This window comes from Micromonospora auratinigra, assembly GCF_900089595.1.
GTDB classification, from domain to species: Bacteria; Actinomycetota; Actinomycetes; order Mycobacteriales; family Micromonosporaceae; genus Micromonospora; species Micromonospora auratinigra.
This window is the reverse complement of sequence record NZ_LT594323.1, coordinates 3,256,374-3,273,190: the sequence shown is the minus strand read 5'-3', so window position 1 is coordinate 3,273,190 and position 16,817 is coordinate 3,256,374. Positions and strand designations below refer to the sequence as shown.

General features: G+C 74.7%; 15 protein-coding genes. 5 read left to right on the top strand and 10 right to left on the bottom strand.

Annotation, left to right across the window (positions count from 1 at the left end):
* Window positions 1-33: 33 nt before the first annotated feature.
* Window positions 34-1,857 (bottom strand): 2-oxoglutarate dehydrogenase, E2 component, dihydrolipoamide succinyltransferase, encoded by a 1,824-nt coding sequence (sucB, locus tag GA0070611_RS14340; protein ID WP_091664207.1) that lies wholly within the window; start codon window positions 1,855-1,857, stop codon window positions 34-36.
* Between the two features lie 67 nt (window positions 1,858-1,924).
* Window positions 1,925-3,316 carry a dihydrolipoyl dehydrogenase gene (lpdA, locus tag GA0070611_RS14335; protein ID WP_091664203.1) on the bottom strand — a complete coding sequence of 464 codons (1,392 nt, stop codon included), beginning with the start codon at window positions 3,314-3,316 and terminating at the stop codon, window positions 1,925-1,927.
* A gap of 176 nt (window positions 3,317-3,492) precedes the next feature.
* On the opposite strand from lpdA, the gene GA0070611_RS14330 reads away from it, so the two are divergent.
* Window positions 3,493-3,822, top strand: a complete 330-nt coding sequence (locus GA0070611_RS14330) for a hypothetical protein (RefSeq protein WP_091664198.1) — start codon at window positions 3,493-3,495, stop codon at window positions 3,820-3,822.
* Between the two features lie 59 nt (window positions 3,823-3,881).
* On the opposite strand, the gene GA0070611_RS14325 is transcribed toward GA0070611_RS14330, so the two are convergent.
* Window positions 3,882-5,450, bottom strand: a complete 1,569-nt coding sequence (locus GA0070611_RS14325; RefSeq protein WP_091664195.1) for a leucyl aminopeptidase — start codon at window positions 5,448-5,450, stop codon at window positions 3,882-3,884.
* A 162-nt stretch (window positions 5,451-5,612) separates the two neighbouring features.
* Here GA0070611_RS14325 and gcvT point away from each other — a divergent pair, with 162 nt between their 5' ends.
* A complete protein-coding gene (gene gcvT, locus GA0070611_RS14320; RefSeq protein ID WP_091664192.1) occupies window positions 5,613-6,743 on the top strand; it encodes a glycine cleavage system aminomethyltransferase GcvT in 1,131 nt (376 codons plus the stop codon).
* A 240-nt stretch (window positions 6,744-6,983) separates the two neighbouring features.
* Here gcvT and GA0070611_RS14315 read toward each other — a convergent pair whose 3' ends face one another.
* The 6 genes from GA0070611_RS14315 to GA0070611_RS31520 all read right to left on the bottom strand — a co-directional run bounded on the left by GA0070611_RS14315 (window position 6,984) and on the right by GA0070611_RS31520 (window position 14,052).
* The gene (locus tag GA0070611_RS14315; RefSeq protein WP_091664188.1) at window positions 6,984-7,427 is read right to left on the bottom strand and encodes an NUDIX domain-containing protein; all 444 of its coding nucleotides are present in this window, start codon (window positions 7,425-7,427) and stop codon (window positions 6,984-6,986) included.
* Complete coding sequence (locus GA0070611_RS14310; protein ID WP_197675930.1) at window positions 7,424-7,996, bottom strand: hypothetical protein; 573 nt, start codon at window positions 7,994-7,996, stop codon at window positions 7,424-7,426. Before GA0070611_RS14310 ends, GA0070611_RS14315 begins: the two co-directional genes overlap by 4 nt.
* Window positions 7,997-8,071: 75 nt before the next feature.
* Window positions 8,072-9,364 carry a DUF2314 domain-containing protein gene (locus GA0070611_RS14305; protein ID WP_091664183.1) on the bottom strand — a complete coding sequence of 431 codons (1,293 nt, stop codon included), beginning with the start codon at window positions 9,362-9,364 and terminating at the stop codon, window positions 8,072-8,074.
* A gap of 64 nt (window positions 9,365-9,428) precedes the next feature.
* Window positions 9,429-10,202 carry an adenosylcobinamide-GDP ribazoletransferase gene (cobS, locus tag GA0070611_RS14300; protein WP_091664179.1) on the bottom strand — a complete coding sequence of 258 codons (774 nt, stop codon included), beginning with the start codon at window positions 10,200-10,202 and terminating at the stop codon, window positions 9,429-9,431.
* Window positions 10,192-12,135, bottom strand: a complete 1,944-nt coding sequence (locus GA0070611_RS14295) for a bifunctional adenosylcobinamide kinase/adenosylcobinamide-phosphate guanylyltransferase (RefSeq protein ID WP_091664174.1) — start codon at window positions 12,133-12,135, stop codon at window positions 10,192-10,194. Before GA0070611_RS14295 ends, cobS begins: the two co-directional genes overlap by 11 nt.
* Window positions 12,136-12,198: 63 nt before the next feature.
* Window positions 12,199-14,052, bottom strand: coding sequence for a serine/threonine-protein kinase (locus GA0070611_RS31520; protein WP_091664171.1), 1,854 nt, complete (start codon window positions 14,050-14,052; stop codon window positions 12,199-12,201).
* A 112-nt stretch (window positions 14,053-14,164) separates the two neighbouring features.
* Here GA0070611_RS31520 and GA0070611_RS14285 point away from each other — a divergent pair, with 112 nt between their 5' ends.
* Genes GA0070611_RS14285 through GA0070611_RS14275 form a run of 3 tightly spaced genes read left to right on the top strand, consistent with a single transcriptional unit; the run spans window position 14,165 to window position 15,668 of the window.
* A complete protein-coding gene (locus tag GA0070611_RS14285; RefSeq protein WP_091664168.1) occupies window positions 14,165-14,623 on the top strand; it encodes a hypothetical protein in 459 nt (152 codons plus the stop codon).
* Window positions 14,624-14,673: 50 nt separating this feature from the next.
* Window positions 14,674-14,874 (top strand): hypothetical protein, encoded by a 201-nt coding sequence (locus GA0070611_RS14280; RefSeq protein WP_091664165.1) that lies wholly within the window; start codon window positions 14,674-14,676, stop codon window positions 14,872-14,874.
* Window positions 14,874-15,668 (top strand): site-2 protease family protein, encoded by a 795-nt coding sequence (locus tag GA0070611_RS14275; RefSeq protein ID WP_091664161.1) that lies wholly within the window; start codon window positions 14,874-14,876, stop codon window positions 15,666-15,668. The genes GA0070611_RS14280 and GA0070611_RS14275 overlap by 1 nt, the downstream gene beginning before the upstream one ends.
* Window positions 15,669-15,766: 98 nt before the next feature.
* On the opposite strand, the gene GA0070611_RS14270 is transcribed toward GA0070611_RS14275, so the two are convergent.
* Window positions 15,767-16,765: an aldo/keto reductase family protein gene (locus tag GA0070611_RS14270; protein ID WP_091664157.1), complete on the bottom strand. Its 999-nt coding sequence runs from the start codon at window positions 16,763-16,765 to the stop codon at window positions 15,767-15,769.
* Window positions 16,766-16,817 lie beyond the last annotated feature (52 nt).

The window sequence follows — 16,817 nt, the reverse complement described above, 5'->3', positions numbered from 1 at the left end:
CGGCCTTCGCCGCGCGCCCCTTCGTCGCTGAGGTCAGAGACCCAGTTCGGCCTCGAAGTTGCCGGCCTCCAGCCGCTCCTTGACCGCGACCAGGAAGCGGGCGGCGTCCGCGCCGTCGATCAGCCGGTGGTCGTAGGACAGGGCCAGGTAGACCATCGAGCGGACCGCGATGACCTCGCCCAGCTCCGGGTCGTTGACCACGACCGGACGCTTCACCACGGCACCCGTGCCGAGCATCGCCGACTGCGGCGACGGCACGATCGGGGTGTCGAAGAGGGCGCCGCGGCTGCCGGTGTTGGTCAGCGTGAAGGTCGCCCCGGCGATCTCGTCCGGAGTGATCTTGTTGGTCCGGGTGCGCTCGGCCAGGTCGGCGATCCGCTTGGCGATGCCGCCCAGGTTGAGGTCACCGGCACCGTGGATCACCGGCACCATCAGGCCGCGCTCGGTGTCCACCGCGATGCCCAGGTGCTCGGCGTCCGGGTAGGTGATCGTGCCACCGTCGAGGTCCATGCTGGCGTTGACGATCGGGTACGTCTGCAGGGCCTCGATGGCGGCCAGCGCGAAGAACGGCAGGAAGGAGAGCTTCACGCCGTGCTTGCCGACGAACGAGTCCTTCGCCTGCGCCCGCAGCTTGGCGATCTTGGTGACGTCCACCTCGATCACCGTGGTGAGCTGCGCCATCTCGTGCAGCGACTGCTGCATCCGCTTCGCGATGGTGGCCCGGATCCGCGGCATCTTCTCCGTGGTGCCCCGCTTCGCGCTCGGCTGCGGCTTCGCGGCCGGCTTGGCGGCAGGGGCCGCGGCGGCGGGCTGCGCGGCCGGCGCGGCCTTGGCGGCCTTCGCCTTCTCGGCCGCCTCCAGCACGTCCTGCTTGCGGATCCGGCCGCCCACACCGGTGCCGTTGACCGCGCCGAGGTCGACGCCGTGCTCGGCCGCCAGCTTGCGGACCAGCGGCGTCACGTACCCGGCGGCCTCCTCGCCGCCGCCCTGGACCTGGGCGGTCGGGCGCTGCGCCGGCGTGGTCGGCGCGGCGGGCTGGGCGGCCTGCTCGGCCTTGGCCGGCTCGGCGGCCTGCTCCGCCTCGGCGGCCGGCTCGTTGTAGGACATGCCCGGGGTGGGCTCCTGGACCTTCGGCTCCGGCTTCGGCTCGGCCTTGGGCTGCGCGGCCGGCTTCGGCTCGGGCTTCGCCTCGGCCTTGGGCTCCGGCTTCGGCTCGGCCTTCGGCTGGGCCGGCGCCGCGCCGGCCGCGCCGACGATCGCCAGCACCCCGCCGACCTCGGCGGTCTCGTCCTCGGCGACCTTGATCTCCAGCAGCGTGCCGGCGACCGGCGAGGGGATCTCGGTGTCGACCTTGTCGGTGGAGACCTCCAGCAGCGGCTCGTCCACCTCGACGGTCTCGCCGACCTGCTTGAGCCAGCGGGTGACCGTACCCTCGGTGACGCTCTCACCCAGGGCCGGCATCTTCACCGGGGTGCCCTCGCCCGACGGCGCCGCCGCCGGGGTGGACTCCTCGACGGCCGGCTGCTCCGCCTCGGCCTCGGGCTCGGCGGCGGCCTCCTCGGCCTGCTCCGCCGGGGCCTCCTCCTGCTGCTGCGGGGCGGCCGCGCCGGCGTCCTCGCCCTCACCGGCGATGACCGCCAGTTCGCTGCCGACCTCGGCGGTCTCGTCCTCACCGACCACGATCCGGCTCAGCACGCCCGACGCGGGCGACGGGATCTCGGTGTCGACCTTGTCGGTCGACACCTCGAGCAGCGGCTCGTCGACCTCGACGGTCTCGCCCTCCTGCTTGAGCCAGCGCGTGACGGTGCCCTCGGTGACGCTCTCGCCGAGCCGGGGCATGGTGACCGATACCGGCATGTTCTCCAGACTCCTTCATTCCCCTGGTGGGATCATCGCCCGTCGCCGGACGCCGCGGTTGTCGTGGTCAGGCGTGCGCGTGCAGCGGCTTGCCGGCCAGGGCCAGGTGCGCCTCGCCCAGGGCCTCGTTCTGCGTCGGGTGGGCGTGCACGAGCTGCGCCACCTCGGCCGGGTACGCCTCCCAGTTGTAGATGAGCTGCGCCTCGCCGATCAGTTCGCCGACCCGGGCGCCGACCATGTGCACGCCGACCACCGGGCCGTCCTCGACCCGGACCAGCTTCACGTGGCCGGCGGTCTTGAGGATCTGGCTCTTGCCGTTGCCACCCAGGTTGTAGTTGTAGGTCTTGATCTTGTCGGCGCCGTACTGCTCCTTGGCCTTGGCCTCGGTCAGGCCGACCGACGCCAGCTCCGGGTCGCAGTAGGTGACCCGCGGGATGCCGGCCTCGTCGATCACGGCCGGGTTCTGGCCGGCGATCTCCTCGGCGACGAAGATGCCCTGCTGGAAGCCGCGGTGCGCGAGCTGGAGGCCGGGCACGATGTCGCCGACCGCGTAGACGTTCGGCACGCTGGTGCGCAGCCGCTCGTCGGTCAGCACGTAGCCGCGGTCCATCTTGACGCCCTGCTGCTCGTACCCGAGGTCAGCGGTGTTCGGGCCCCGGCCGACCGCGACCAGCAGCAGCTCGGCCTCGACCACGTCGCCGCCCTGGATGGTCAGCTTGACGCCGTTGTCGGTCTTCTCGACCTTCTCGAACGGCTTGCCGACCTTGAAGTTGATCTTCCGCTTGCGGAAGGCCCGCTCCAGCGCCTTCGACGACTCCTCGTCCTCGGCGGCGACCAGCCGGGGCAGCGCCTCGACGATGGTCACGTCCACCCCGAAGGACTTCCACACGCTGGCGAACTCGACGCCGATCACGCCGCCGCCGAGCACGATCACCGAGGACGGGACCCGGTCCAGGACCAGGGCGTGGTCGCTGGTGATGATCCGCTCGCCGTCGACCTCCAGGCCGGGCAGGCTCTTCGCGTACGAGCCGGAGGCCAGCACGATGTTGCGGCCGGTGTAACGCTTGCCGTCCACCTCGACGGTGTCCGGGGCGACCAGCTTGCCGTGCCCCTCGACGATGGTGATCGCCTTGTTGCTCTTGAGCATCCCCTGGAGGCCCTTGTACAGCCGGCCGATCACGCCGTCCTTGTACGAGTTGACGGCCGCCATGTCGATGCCGACCAGCTCGGCCTTGACGCCGAACTGCTCGGACTCGCGGGTCTGGTCGGCGATCTCGGCGGCGTGCAGCAGCGCCTTGGTGGGGATGCAGCCGTTGTGCAGGCAGGTGCCGCCGAGCTTGCCCTTCTCGATCAGGGCGACGGTCAGGCCCAGCTGGACGGCGCGCAACGCGGTCGCGTAACCGCCGCTACCACCTCCGAGGATGACGATGTCGAAGGTCGTGTCGTTCGGCTCGCTCACATCCAACTCCCAGGTCGCGTCACTGCATCGGGGGTTACGGCGGAGTAACAGGCACACCCCACCTCGGTCATCTTGTCACCACCGGGAGCGGGGCGCGTAGTGAGGTGCCCAACGACACGTCGGTGACACGTACGCTTGGCACCGTCTTCGATGACGTCCGGGGGAGGAGTGGACCGGTGGGGCTGTTCCGACGACGCAGGGCGACGCGTCCGGCGAGTCACGACCGGGCCGCCGACCGGGCCGACCTGGAGCACCTGGAGAACTTCGTGCGCACCCGGCGCGGGGTCGAGGCGTACCTGGAACCCCGGACCACCGTCACCGAGACCACCGTGATGCTGATCGCCGACGACGGCGAGTGGACCCGCCGCCGGATCGGCGGCCCGGAGGCGGCCCGGCGCTGGGCCCACAAGATCGCCATCCCGATCTACGACGTCCGCCTGATGGGCTACCCCCAACGCATGCGCGACCACAACGAACGCCGCAAGCGCCGCCCCGAACTCTTCTGACCCCGGGTAGGCCGACGGGGCGCCCCCGCTGGGAGGACGCCCCGTCGACCAGGTGTGGGTCAGCCGTTGGCGGCGATGTCGTCGACCAGGTGCAGGAGGGTACGCACGGGCACGCCGGTGCCGCCCTTGGTCCAGTAGCCGGTCGGCTCACCCGAGTGGTAGCCGGGGCCGGCGATGTCGATGTGCGCCCAGGAGACGTCCGGGGAGACGAACTCGCGCAGGAAGACGCCGCCCTGGAGCATGTGCCCGGCCCGGTCCATCACCGCGTTGACCTGGGAGATGTCGGCCACCTCGGAGTCCATGCCCTTGCGGACGTCGTCCGGCAGCGGCATCGGCCAGGCCGGCTCGCCGGTCGCCTCGCCGGCCACCTTCACCCGCTCGCACAGCTCCGGGCTGCCCATCACGCCGGCGATCTTCTTGCCCAGCGCGATCACCTGACCGCCGGTCAGCGTCGAGGTCTCGAACAGGTAGTCCGCGCCGTCCTCGCAGGCCCGGGCGATGGCGTCGGCCAGGATCATCCGGCCCTCGGCGTCGGTGTTGAGCACCTCCACCCGCTTGCCGCTGTACATGGTGATCACGTCGCCCGGCCGGTAGCTGGTGCCCGACGGCATGTTCTCCGCCATCGGCAGGTAGCCGGTGACCGCGACGGCGGGCTTGAGCGCCGCCACCGCCAGCATGGCCGCGCCGACCGCCGCCGCGCCGGCCATGTCCGACTTCATCTCCCACATGCCCTGGGCCGGCTTGATCGAGATGCCGCCGGTGTCGAAGGTGATGCCCTTGCCGACCAGCGCGACCCGCTTGCCGTTGCCGCCACCCTCGGGGGTGTACGTCAGCTTGACCAGGCGCGGCGGGGCCTCCGAACCCTGGCCGACGGCGATGATGCCGCCGTACCCGCCGGCGCGCAGCGCCTCCTCGTCGAGCACCTCGACGCCGAGCCCGGCCTCCCGGGCGGCGGTCGCCACCGCGTCGGCGAACGACGGCGGGCGCAGCTCGTTGGGGGCGGTGTTGACCCAGTCCCGGCTGGTCCGCACCGCGCCGGCCACCGCCTGGGCCCGGGTGACCTCGGCCCCGGCGGTCGCGTCCGCGGCGTCCGGGACCGCGATCAGCACCTCGCCGACCGGCTCCCGCCGGGCCGGCTGCGGCTTGGTCTTGTAGCCGGCGAACCGGTAGCCGCCCAGCAGCGCGCCCTCGGCGACCGCCCGCAGCGCGGCCGGGGCGTCGGCGTCGTCCGGCAGCGGCAGGGCGAGCGCGACGCGCGGCGCGCCGGCCAGGGCCCGGACCGCGGCACCGGCCGCCCGGCGCAGGGTCTCCGGGGCCGGGGCGGCGCCGGTCGGCTCGGGGCCGAGCCCGACGGCAGCGACCACCGGGGCGGTGACCGTGCCCAGGGTGGCCAGCTTGATCACCTCACCGGGGCCGCCGGTCGCGCCGAGCAGGGCCAGCGTCTCGGTCAGCTTTCCGTCGAACGCGGCGGCGATGCTCTCGGCGCCGCTCGCCAGCAGCAGGGCGGCGGCCGGTGCGCCGGCCTCCGGCTCGCCGGTCTGGCTGTGCACGCCGATCACGATCGCGTCGACGGCGAGCTCGGCGGGGTCGGTGTCGACCAGGCTGAGGGTGGTGCGGGGCGATGTCACTGAGGCTACTCCGGGCGGGCCGGGCCGGCCGCGTCGTCGCGGGCCGGCGATGAAGGTCTCCGGCGGCAACCTACCCGCCGGACGCGTGGCTGTCCCGCCGAAGTGCGCAGGCGGGTCCCGCCGATGCTAACCAGGCGTTCAGGTGGCGGTAAGTTGCCACCCATGACCGAGGTGACCTCCGCCGCCGCCGCGACCCGGCTGCGCCGTTCCCCCCTGCACGAGCGGCACACCGCGCTCGGCGCCAAGTTCGCCCCGTTCGGGGGCTGGGAGATGCCGCTGGAGTACGCCGGCGGCGGCGTGCTCAAGGAGCACACGGCGGTGCGTACCGGGGTGGGCGTCTTCGACGTCTCGCACCTGGGCAAGGCCCGGATCGCCGGCCCGGGCGCGGCGGACTTCGTCGACGCCTGCCTCAGCAACGACCTCGGCCGGATCGCCCCCGGCCAGGCGCAGTACACCCTCTGCTGCGACGACGCCACCGGCGGGGTGGTCGACGACATCATCGCCTACCTGCACGCCGACGACCACGTCTTCCTGATCCCCAACGCGGCGAACACCGCCGAGGTGGTCCGCCGGCTGCGCGCCGCCGCGCCGGACGGGGTGCGGATCACCGACGAGCACGAGGCGTACGCGGTGCTGGCGGTGCAGGGTCCGCGCTCGGCGGAACTGCTCGGCGCGCTGGGCCTGCCCACCGGGCACGACTACATGAGCTTCTCCACCGCCACCCTCGACGGGGTGCCGCTGACCGTCTGCCGCACCGGCTACACCGGCGAGCTGGGCTACGAGCTGGTCGTCCCGGCCGAGCACGCCACCGCCGTCTGGGACGCCCTCTTCGCCGCCGGCGAGGCGTACGAGCTGCGGGCCTGCGGGCTGGCCGCGCGGGACACCCTGCGCACCGAGATGGGGTACCCGCTGCACGGGCAGGACCTCTCGCTGGAGATCACTCCGGTGCAGGCCCGCTCCGGCTGGGCGGTGGGCTGGGGCAAGCCGGCCTTCTGGGGCCGGTACGCGCTGCTCGCCGAGAAGGCCGCCGGCCCCGCCCGTACGCTGCGCGGCCTGGCGGCCGTGGACCGGGCCATCCCGCGCCCCGGCATGGTGGTGTACGCCGGTGACCGTGAGGTCGGCGTGGTGACCAGCGGCACGTTCAGCCCGACCTTGAAGCAGGGCATCGCGCTGGCCCTGATCGCCACCGACCCGACGATCGCCGACGGCGACCTGGTGGAGGTCGACATCCGCGGCCGCCGCGCCCGGATGCGCCTCACCCGTCCCCCCTTCGTCCAACCCTCCGTCCGCTGACCCGGTTCACGTCGACGCGCCGGGACAGCGGCCCGAGGCGGTCAAGGGGTGCCGGCTCGGTCGACGTCTCCACAGCGCCGGCAAACGTGATGACGTGGACGATTCGCTGTGCTGAGTCGTTCACGTCATCACGTCCGTAGCGGATCCTGAGCCCTCCCCGCCCTCGGGCCCGTAGCGGTCGACGGCCCGAGGTTCTCGTTCCCGCCGGCGGCAGCCGCGCCCGGCGGCACCCGGTCCCGGTCAACCCTCCCGGCCGGGGGCGGGGCGCCCCGCCAGGTAGGTGGCCAGGTTCTGCTGGGTGATCGCCGAGAGGGGGGCGGGCAGGGCGGTCGGGGGGAACCAGTCGACGGCCGTGCACTTCGCCGGCTCCAGCGGGCGCGGTACGCCGGAGACGTGCCGGGCCAGGTAGGTGACCGAGATCCAGTGCTGGTGCTCGGCCGGCAGCAGGTGGTCGAAGACGCCGAGCAGGCCGGTGACCGCCACCTCGATCCCGTACTCCTCGCGGAACTCCCGGCGGACCGCGTCGGCGAGCCGCTCGCCGAAGTCGACCATCCCACCGGGGAACTCCCAGGTGCCGACCTCGTTGCGGGCCGCCGGTCCCCGCCGGGCCAGCAGCAGGCTGCCCCGGTCGTCGAGGACGATCGCGCCCACCCCGACGCCGACGAAGTCGCGACCCGGGGTCATCGCATCGCCGGCAGGATCAGGCTCAGCGCGTACCACCACATGAAGCCGATCGAGCAGGCGATGAAGAGCACGATGTAGGTCTCGTACCAGCGGCGCAGGTTGCCCACCCGGGGCGCCCGGCGGAAGCCGGGGAAGATCATCCCGTCGGTCAGCTCGCACTCCTCCCGCCGGTAGTCCAGCCAGTTCAGCACCCCGGTGACGATCAACAGGATGGTGAACGCGGCCACGATGGTGACCAGCCAGAGCAGGCCGAGCACGCCGGCCCGGGCGGTCGCCGGGTCGATCTCCCACTTGCGGTAGCCGACGAAGAGCGCCAGGGCCGCGCCGACCAGGGTGGTGGCCAGGGTCTGGTAGAGCGCCAGGAACCGGTAGACGTTCTCGTTGAGCACGTGCAGCTGCTGGAGGATGTACTTGTAGCGCTCCAGTTGCGCGCCCTCGGCGACCGGGTCCGGGGTGGCGGGCGCGCGGCGGGGCGGCCGGCGCCCCACGGTCGCCCGCTCGCCGGCCCGGCCGGCCCGGCGCGGAGCGGGCAGCACGGCGACCCGCCCGGTACGCCCCGACGCGCTCATCCACCCTCCCCGTCCCGACGGTCAGGTCAGGTTACCGCCCACCCTCCACGGTGGAGGGCCGCCGGGCCGGGTGACTCAGTCGACGCCCGGCCGCTCACCGGCGTCCAGCACCGCCTGGGTCCAGCCGCCCTCGATCACCCCGGTCCCGTCGAGCACCGCCCAGTCGACGACGTCGGTCGCCGCCACCACCACCGGGGCGCCGATCCGCACCGCCGGGTCGGTGGCGGCGTCGCTGGCGCTGGCGCCCACGATCCGCTCCGGGTTCTCCCAGGAGGTCACCCCGGCCCAGACGAACTCGGGACCGTCGTCGCCGGGCAGCCCGTACTTGACCACGAGCTGCGTCTCCGGCGGGAGCGTGCCGGCGAGGAACCGGGCCCGCACGTCACCGAGCCCGGAGCGGGCGGTGGCGATCGCCCGGCTCATCGCGTCGCCCGCGCGGGCGTACCGGACGTCCGGCTGGATGCCGTCGAACAGGGTGGCGCAGGCGGCGGCGAAGTAGCGGCCGGGCGGGCCCGGGTGCCCGGGTGGCGGGCGCAGGGTGAGGAACGAGTCGGCGTCCGGGTCGGTCGCCGGGTCCAGCTCCAGCGCCAGCAGCACCGGCGCGGTCGCGCCGTGCTGCTCCGGATTGCCGTACGCCACCGCGATGTCGTGCCCGGTGACCGTGGCCAGCATCGGCAGCTGCACGAACGCCGGCACCTCCTCGCCGGCCAGCCCGTCGGTCCAGTCCCGCAGCAGCCGCCGGGCGGCGCCGGTCATCACCGCGCCCCAGGCCCGGGTGAGGTGGTCCGGCACGCCCTGGGTCTGCAGCTCCAGCAGGCCGAACCGGCGCAGCCCCTTGGTGGTGAACCAGAGCCCGTCGGCGTCCGACGAGTACGGCACCAGCACCCAGTCGACCAGCCGGATCCGGCCGTGGGCGTCAGGCAGCGAGCGCAGCGCGGTGGCCGGGTCGAGGAACTGCAGCCCGAAGACGTCCACCACGTCCCCGTCGACGGTCTCGGCGACCGCCGCGGCGACCGCCCGGGCGGCCCACTCGTGCGCCGGCGGCCAGCCCGGCCGGTACTCGGCCTGCACCACCACCAGATGGGTGGCCGCGGCCAGCCGGGCCAGCTGGGCCTCGGTGGCGCCGAACGCGGTGAGCAGGTCCGGCGGCAGCTCGGGGAACTCGCTGATCGGCCGGGTGTCCACGCTCATCAGCGGGCTGTCCAGCATCTGCTTCGCCAGCCCGTGCACCGGCTCGGCGAGCCGGCCCGCGAGCGCCTCGACCGCGGTCTTCGGGCTGACCTTAGGCAACCCGACGAGCGGCACCAGATAGGTCGCGTCGAGCGACTCCGGGACCGGTACGGGCAGGAAGTCGTCCGTGATGAGCATGCCGTCCCCCTCGACACCGCCGGTGCTGTCGTCCCCGAACGCTACCTGCCCGAACGGGTGACGCTCAGCCGGACAGCACCAGTCCCAGGTAGGCCAGCGTGGTGACGATCTCCACGGTGGCCCCGAGCACGTCGCCGGTGACCCCGCCGAGCCGGCGTACCACGTGTCTCAGGAGCCCCACCGCGACGGTGAGGGCGGCCAGCACGGCGAGCGGGCCCTGCCACGGGCGGCCCGCCACGGCGGGCACCGCCAGCAGCGCGACGGCGGCCGTGCCGACGACCAGCGCGACCGGTGGGACCGTGCCCGCGACCAGCGCGCCGAGCCCGTCCGGGCGGGCGGCCGGGACACCTCGGCGGCAGGCCAGGCCGACGCCGAGCCGGCCGGCCGCCGTCGCCGCGACCACCGCCGCGAGCGCGGCCGGCCGGGACCGCCCGGCCAGCTCCGCGAGCACCGCCGCCTGGAGCAGGAGTACGACCACCAGCGCGACCACGCCGAACGGGCCGACGTCCGGCTTCTTCATGATCTCCAGCGCCGCCGCGCCCCGCCGGTACGAGCCGAGCGCGTCCACGGTGTCGGCCAGCCCGTCGAGGTGCAGCCCCCTGGTGAGCAGCGCGCCCACCCCCACCGTGACCACCGCCGCGACCGGCGCGGGCGCGAGCGTGGCGGTCAGCAGCAGGACCCCGCCCAGCAGGGCGCCGAGCAGTGCCCCGACCGCGGGCGCGAGCGTCATCGCGACGCCGGCCACCGCCCGGTCGATCCGGCCGGCGCGCACCGGCAGCGTGGTGAAGGTGGTGACCGCCAGCCGGATCCCGGCGCCGAGGCGCGACTCAGTCGGCACGCCAACCCGGGGCGACCGGTCCGGTGGTGGTCGGCCCGGGCCCGGCCGGCTGCGGCTCGGTGAAGTCCGGCTCTCCTTCGGTGCTGGTCGGCCCCGGCCCGGCCGGCTCCGGCTCGGCGAAGTCCGCGTCGTCCGGTTCGTCGCCGCCCAGCGACGGGTGCACCGGCAGCCCGGCGGCGAGCGCCAGCACCGAGCGCAGCAGCGGCAGGGTGGCCAGCGCGGTCGTGCCCTCGCCCAGGTCGAGTCGCAGGTCCACCAGCGGGGTCAGGCCCAGCACGTCGGCGGCGAGTCGCACCGCCGGCTGGCCGCCGTGGTCGGGCAGCAGGCACCAGTGCCGGGCCTGCCCGGCCAGGTCCCGGCTGACCATGCCGGCGGCGACCCCGACCGGGCCGTCCAGCAGCACCGGGATCCGCCGGGCGGTCGCTCCCAGCAGCACGCCGGTCGCGGTGGCGATGTCCCCGCCGCCCAGCTCGGCCAGGATGTCCTTGGCGTCGCGGGGCGAGCGGCGGGTGCGGTGCAGCGCGTCCCGGACCGCCGCGCAGCGGACCATCCAGGCCGCGTCGTCGTACTCGCCCTGCTCGGTCACCACCCGGCCCAGCACCGCCGGGGGTTCCGCGCCGGCCGTGGCGGCCAGCACCGCCGCGGCGGCCGCCTCGGTGCCGGCCCCGCAGGCCGCGAGCACCAGCAGCTGTACGCCCGCGTCGGCGGCCTGCTCGGCGAGCCGCCAGCCGTAGCGCAGGGCCGACTCGACCTGCTCGGCGGTGAGCGCCGGCCCGTCCTCGATGGGGGCCGAGGCGGGTGCCTCGACCACCTGGAGGCCGGCGCCGCTCTCGGCGGCCAGCCGGGCCAGGGCGCCCCGGCCGGTCCGGGCCTGCCCCGCCCGGCGGGCCGACTCGCCGGGCGTCACGCCGGCCGAGGCGCCGCCGGCGTGGTCGCCGTGCAGCAGCAGCACCCGCACCGAGTTCCACGGCGTCGGGGTCGCGGTGCCCTGGGTGGCGGCGGCGAAGCCGACCACCCGTTCCAGCACGCCCAGACCGGCGCCCGGGATGTCGAGGGTGGCGAGCCGGTCGACCGCCTGCGGGCCCGCGTAGTCGTCGGGCATCGGCAGTTCCATGCCCGGCTGGATCACCAGGCCGGTGGCGATCATCGGCAGCGCCATGGTCGGCGCGGCCCAGGCATTCCCCGGCGTGGCCGGCGCGGGGGCGGGTGCGGCCGGCGCGGCCGGGGTCAGCACCTCGGGCAGGCTCTCCTCCGGCACGGTGCCGTGGTGCGCCGCCGTGCCGTCCGGCCCGGCCGGAACCGGCCCGGTCTGCTCCGGTCCGCCGGGTGCGGGCACGGCCTGCCCGGGGACGGCCTGCGTCGGCACGGGAGCGTGGGCGGGCGGGCCGGCCGGCTTCAGCCACGCGGGCTGGCCGGCCACCACGAGCACCACCGCGTCGCAGGCGTCGGCGACCGCGCGGTTGGTCGCGCCCAGCGCGTCGGTGAAGGCCCGGCCCAGCGGGGTGGTCGGCACCAGGGAGAGCCCCACCTCGGGACTGACCAGCACCAGCCGCGCCGCGCTGGCCCGGACCGCCTCGGCCAGTTCCGCGACGGTGGCGGTGTCGTCGGCCGGCTGGTGGGCCGGGTCGAGCAGCACGCTCACCCAGCCGCCCAGGTCGTCGACGAGCACCGTCTCGTTCGGTTCCGCGCCGGCGATCACGTCGGCGAGCCGGCGGGGGTCCGCCGCGGTCTCCTCGGTGGTCCAGCTACCCGGCCGGCGGGCCCGGTGCGCCGCCAGCCGCTGCGCCCACTCGGTGTCCTCCGGGTCGCCCTCCGGCGCGGTGGCCACGTACCGGACCGTGGGCGCGTCGGCGACCAGCGATTCCGCGAACTCGGACTTGCCGGACCGGATACCGCCGAGCACCAGGAGCGTGTTCCACCCGTCAACGGACATGCCCGTACCTTAAGGCCGTCCGGCGGGTCCCCGCCCGCCGGCCCGGACGGTGCCCGCGCCGGCTCAGTCGCAGTGCTCGAAGGCGCTGCCGTAGGCCGCGCCGCCGGTCGACCCGCCCCACTTCACGCAGACCCCGGCCGCGGCGGCCCGGACCGGCCCGGCGTAGAACTGGTACGCGCCGCTCGCCGTCCGGCGGGCCTTCCCCTGCACTTCCAGGAACGCCGACATCGTGGTGGCCCGGCCGACCTCGCGGTCCTTCAGGGTGACCACGCAGTTCGTCCCGCTCGCGGCGTCGTAGAGCAGGTAGACCCGGCCCTGACGGACCCCGTTCGCGGTCAGCGTGGCCGAGTCCAGCACCTGGTAGCCGCCGCCGCACACCTGCCTGGCGGTGTACGGCTGCGCGGCGGCCGGGGAACCGCTCGCCGGCGCGGGCCCTCCGCTCGCGCCGACGGTCGGGTCGGCCGCCCCGGTCGACGGGGCCCCGGAGGCTGGCGCGGTGGGGCCGGGCGACGCGCTGCGGCTCGGCCTTCCGGGCCGGCTCGGGGTGGGTCGGGGCGTGCGCCGGCCCGACGACACGCTGCCGGTCGGCGCGGCGGGCACGGACTCCCCGGTCAGGGTCTGCGGCTGCTCGCGCACCGGGTCGTCGGGCGAGTTCAGCGCCGTCACCGCCCCGGCGGTCGCCAGCGCGACGAGGACGACGCCGGCCGCGGCGAGGGCCAGCGTGCGGCCCCGGCCCCGTCGGCCGCGTTCCTCCATGGTCGCGGGCACCCCGGAGCCGGCGTGCCGCTCCGCCTCCGCGCCGGACCCGCCGGCCCCCACCGACCAGGCCGGTCCGACCGGCGGCGGTACGGCCCCGGGCACGGCGGCCACCGACCGTCCGGGCGTGAAGCCGGCCGGGCCCGAGCCCGGCCCTCCGGAGCCGAAGCCGGGCGGGGTGGCGGCCGGCCCGCCGGGGGTGAAGCCGACCGGGGTGGCGGTCGGCCCGCCGGCCCTGGAGCCGGCCGGGGTGGGCAGGACGGCGGGACCGGGGACGGCCGGGCCGGCCACCGCCCACGGCGGCAACGGCGGGGCGGACAACCGGGCCAGGGTGGCGTCCCGGGCGTCCTGGGCCGCCTCGGCCAGGGCCAGCGCGCTCCGGTGCCGGTCGCGCGGGCTCTTCGCCAGCGCGTGGCGGACCACCTCGGCCACCGCCGGGGGCGTGTCCGGCGGCAGCGGCGCCGGCTCCTCCTGGGCGTGCCGCAGCGCCACCTGGAGCGGGTTGTCGCCCTCGAAGGGCGGCCGGCCGGACAGGCAGAAGTACGCGACCGCGCCCAGCGCGTAGACGTCGGTGACCGCCGAGACGGGCTGCCCGACGGCCTGCTCGGGGGACATGAAGGAGGCGGTGCCGAGCACGGTGTGGGCGGCGGTGATCCCGGCCGTCGCGCTCGCCCGGGCGATGCCGAAGTCCACCAGCACGACCGTGCCGTCCCGCTTGACCAGCAGGTTGCCCGGCTTGACGTCCCGGTGCACGATCCCGGCGAGGTGAGCGGTGTGCAACGCCCGGGCGGCCTGCGCCACCACCGACATCGTCGACGCCGGGTCGAGCCGGCCGGCCCGGCGGATCCAGGTGACCAACGGCTCGCCGTCGACGTACTCCATCACCAGGTAGCTGACCCGGCTGCCGTCGGTGAGGACGGCCGAGCCGAAGTCGTGCACCTGGACGATGCCGGGATGGCGCAGCGCGGCCAGCATCCGGGCCTCGGCGTGGAACCGGGTGGTGAACTCGGGATCCGCCACCAGCGCCGGCAGCAGCACCTTCACCGCCACCTCGCGGTCCAGCAGGGTGTCGGTGCACTTCCACACCGCACCCATGCCACCGGTCGCGATGCGGTCGTCCAGCCGGTACCGGTCGCCGAGCAGCACTCCTCGAGTCAGCACCGCGTCACCGTACCGGCGGGCCCCGGCCGTCCTCTCGCGACCGTCGGGGCCACGCGACACCGGCCCGGCTGGAAGGATGCGGTCCGGTACGCGGACCGACGGGGGAGAGCGGATGCCGGGTGGACTGTCGACGGACGACCGGGCGGGCGGCGGCGGAACCTCGTTCGGGTGGGGGCTCGCCTGGTTCTTCTGGAACCTGCCGATCACGATCGGCGTGTTGTCGCTGGTCTCCGTCGCGCTCACCCTCGCCGACCAGCTCGCCTCCGGCGACGGGGTGAACCTCTCCGGAGTGCTCGGCGGGCTCGTGCTCGCCGTGCCGTGCTACAGCTACCTGGGGTGGTTGACCGGCTCCGGGCTGATCGCGGCGGCCTGGGCGGCCGGCGCCCGCAACCGGCTCCTCGTGCGACTGCTGCTCGCCGGGCCGGCGGTGCTGCTCGCCGTGCCCGCACGGCAGGACGGCTGGATCGCGGCGTTCATCGCCTGCTCCGGCCTGGGCCTGGCGGCGACGCTCCGGCTGCCCGGCGCGTCCCGGGCCGCACGGCCCGCCGACCCGGCCGCGTCCGCGGGCTAATCTTGCACCCGTCGCCATGTGTGCGACACGACGGCGAGGGGAGACACGGCATGGCGTGGAGCTGGCGGTACGAGGGCACCGACGGCGGTTCGGTCGACGGACCGGGCGAGTCGTTCAGCAGCCAGGCGGACGCCGAGTCGTGGATCGGCCAGGCCTGGCGGGAGCTCGCGGCGTCCGGCGTCACCTCCGTCACGCTCGTCGAGGACGACCGGGTGGAGTACCGGATGAGCCTGCTGCCCCCGGCGGAATGATGAGCTGGGACCGCCCCGGCGACCCGCTGGTGCTCGGGGTGCCCCGGGCGGCGTTCCGGCCCAGCCCGGTCTTCCTCGCGCTGGTCGCGCTCTTCGTGGCCAGCGGGGTGATGACCTGGCTCGGGTTCGGCAACGTCCGGTTCGACGTCTTCCTGTTCGTGGTGTCCGGCTGGCTGGTCTCGCTCTGCCTGCACGAGTACGCCCACGCGGTGGTCGCGTACCGGGCGGGGGACACCGACATCGCGCACCGTGGCTACCTGACGCTCAACCCGTTCAAGTACACCAACCCGCTGCTGTCCATCGTGCTGCCGGTGGTGGTGGTGCTGCTCGGCGGCATCGGCCTGCCCGGTGGCGCGGTCTGGGTGGACCGGCACGCGATCCCCGGCCGGCTGCGGCACACCCTGGTCAGCCTCGCCGGCCCGGCCACCAACGTGCTGTTCACCCTGCTGCTGGTGGTGGTGTTGCAGGTCGGGCTGCGCAGCGGCGGGCCGCTGGAGTTCTGGGCCGGGCTGGCCCTGCTGGCGTTCCTCCAGCTCACCGCCAGCGTGCTCAACCTGCTGCCGGTGCCCGGCCTGGACGGCGGCAACATGATCCAGCCGTGGCTCGGCCCGCAGTACCGGCGGATGTACGACCTGTTCGCCCCGTTCGGGTTCATCCTGCTCTTCGCGCTGCTCTGGAACCCGCGGATCGGTGGCGCCTTCTTCGGCGCGATCTTCACCGTCTCCGACCTGATCGGCCTGCCGCCCCGGCTGTACGCCGAGGGACTGAGCCTGATCCGGTTCTGGGAGAACTGAGCCACCGGGAGCCGACGCGCAGCGGCGGGTGACCCGCCGGCCGCGTACGCCGGGGTCCCGGGTCCGGCGCGGTGGGCGCGCCGGGCCCGGGGCGAGCGTCAGGGCCGGCTGGCCGGGCTCTCGGTCTTCGCCGCGTCGCGCTCGGTGACCGGCTCGACGATCTCGTCGATGGCCTTCAGCAGGTCGGCGTCGAGCTTCACGCCGGCCGCCTTGACGTTGTCGTGCACCTGCTCCGGCCGGGACGCGCCGACGATCGCCGAGGCGACGTTCGGGTTCTGCAGCACCCAGGCGACGGCGAGCTGCGGCATGGTCAGCCCGGCCTGCTCGGCGAGGGGCTTGAGCCGCTGCACCCGGGTGAGCACCTCGTCGTTGAGCCAGGCGGCGATGAAGTTCGCGCCGGACTTCTCGTCGGTGGCCCGGGAACCGGCGGGCGGCGGCTGACCCGGCAGGTACTTGCCGGAGAGCACGCCCTGGGCCATCGGCGACCAGACGATCTGGCCGAGGCCCAGCTCCTCGCTGGTGGGGATCACCTCGGTCTCGATGACCCGCCACAGCATCGAGTACTGCGGCTGGTTCGACACGAGCGGGATGCGCAGCTCCCGGGCCAGCGCGTGCGCCTCCCGGATCTGTGACGCCTTCCACTCGGAGACGCCGATGTAGTGCGCCTTGCCGGAGTGCACGATGTCGGCGAACGCCTCCATCGTCTCCTCCAGCGGGGTGCTGTAGTCGTAGCGGTGGGCCTGGTAGAGGTCCACGTAGTCGGTCTGCAGCCGGCGCAGCGAGCCGTTGATCGACTCCATGATGTGCTTGCGGGACAGCCCGCGGTCGTTGCGGCCGGGGCCGGTCGGCCAGTAGACCTTGGTGAAGATCTCCAGCCCCTCGCGCCGTTCGCCCTTGAGCGCGCGGCCGAGCACCTCCTCGGCCTTCGTGCCGGCGTACACGTCGGCGGTGTCGAAGGTGGTGATGCCGCTGTCCAGGGCGGCGCGCACGCACGCGGTCGCCGCCTCCTCCTCGACCTGCGAACCGTGGGTGATCCAGTTGCCGTACGAGATCTCGCTGACCAGCAGGCCCGAGCGGCCCAGATGACGGAATTCCATACCTGCGACCCTAGTCCCGGCGGCCGTCGCTCACCCGGTGCGACCCCGGGGG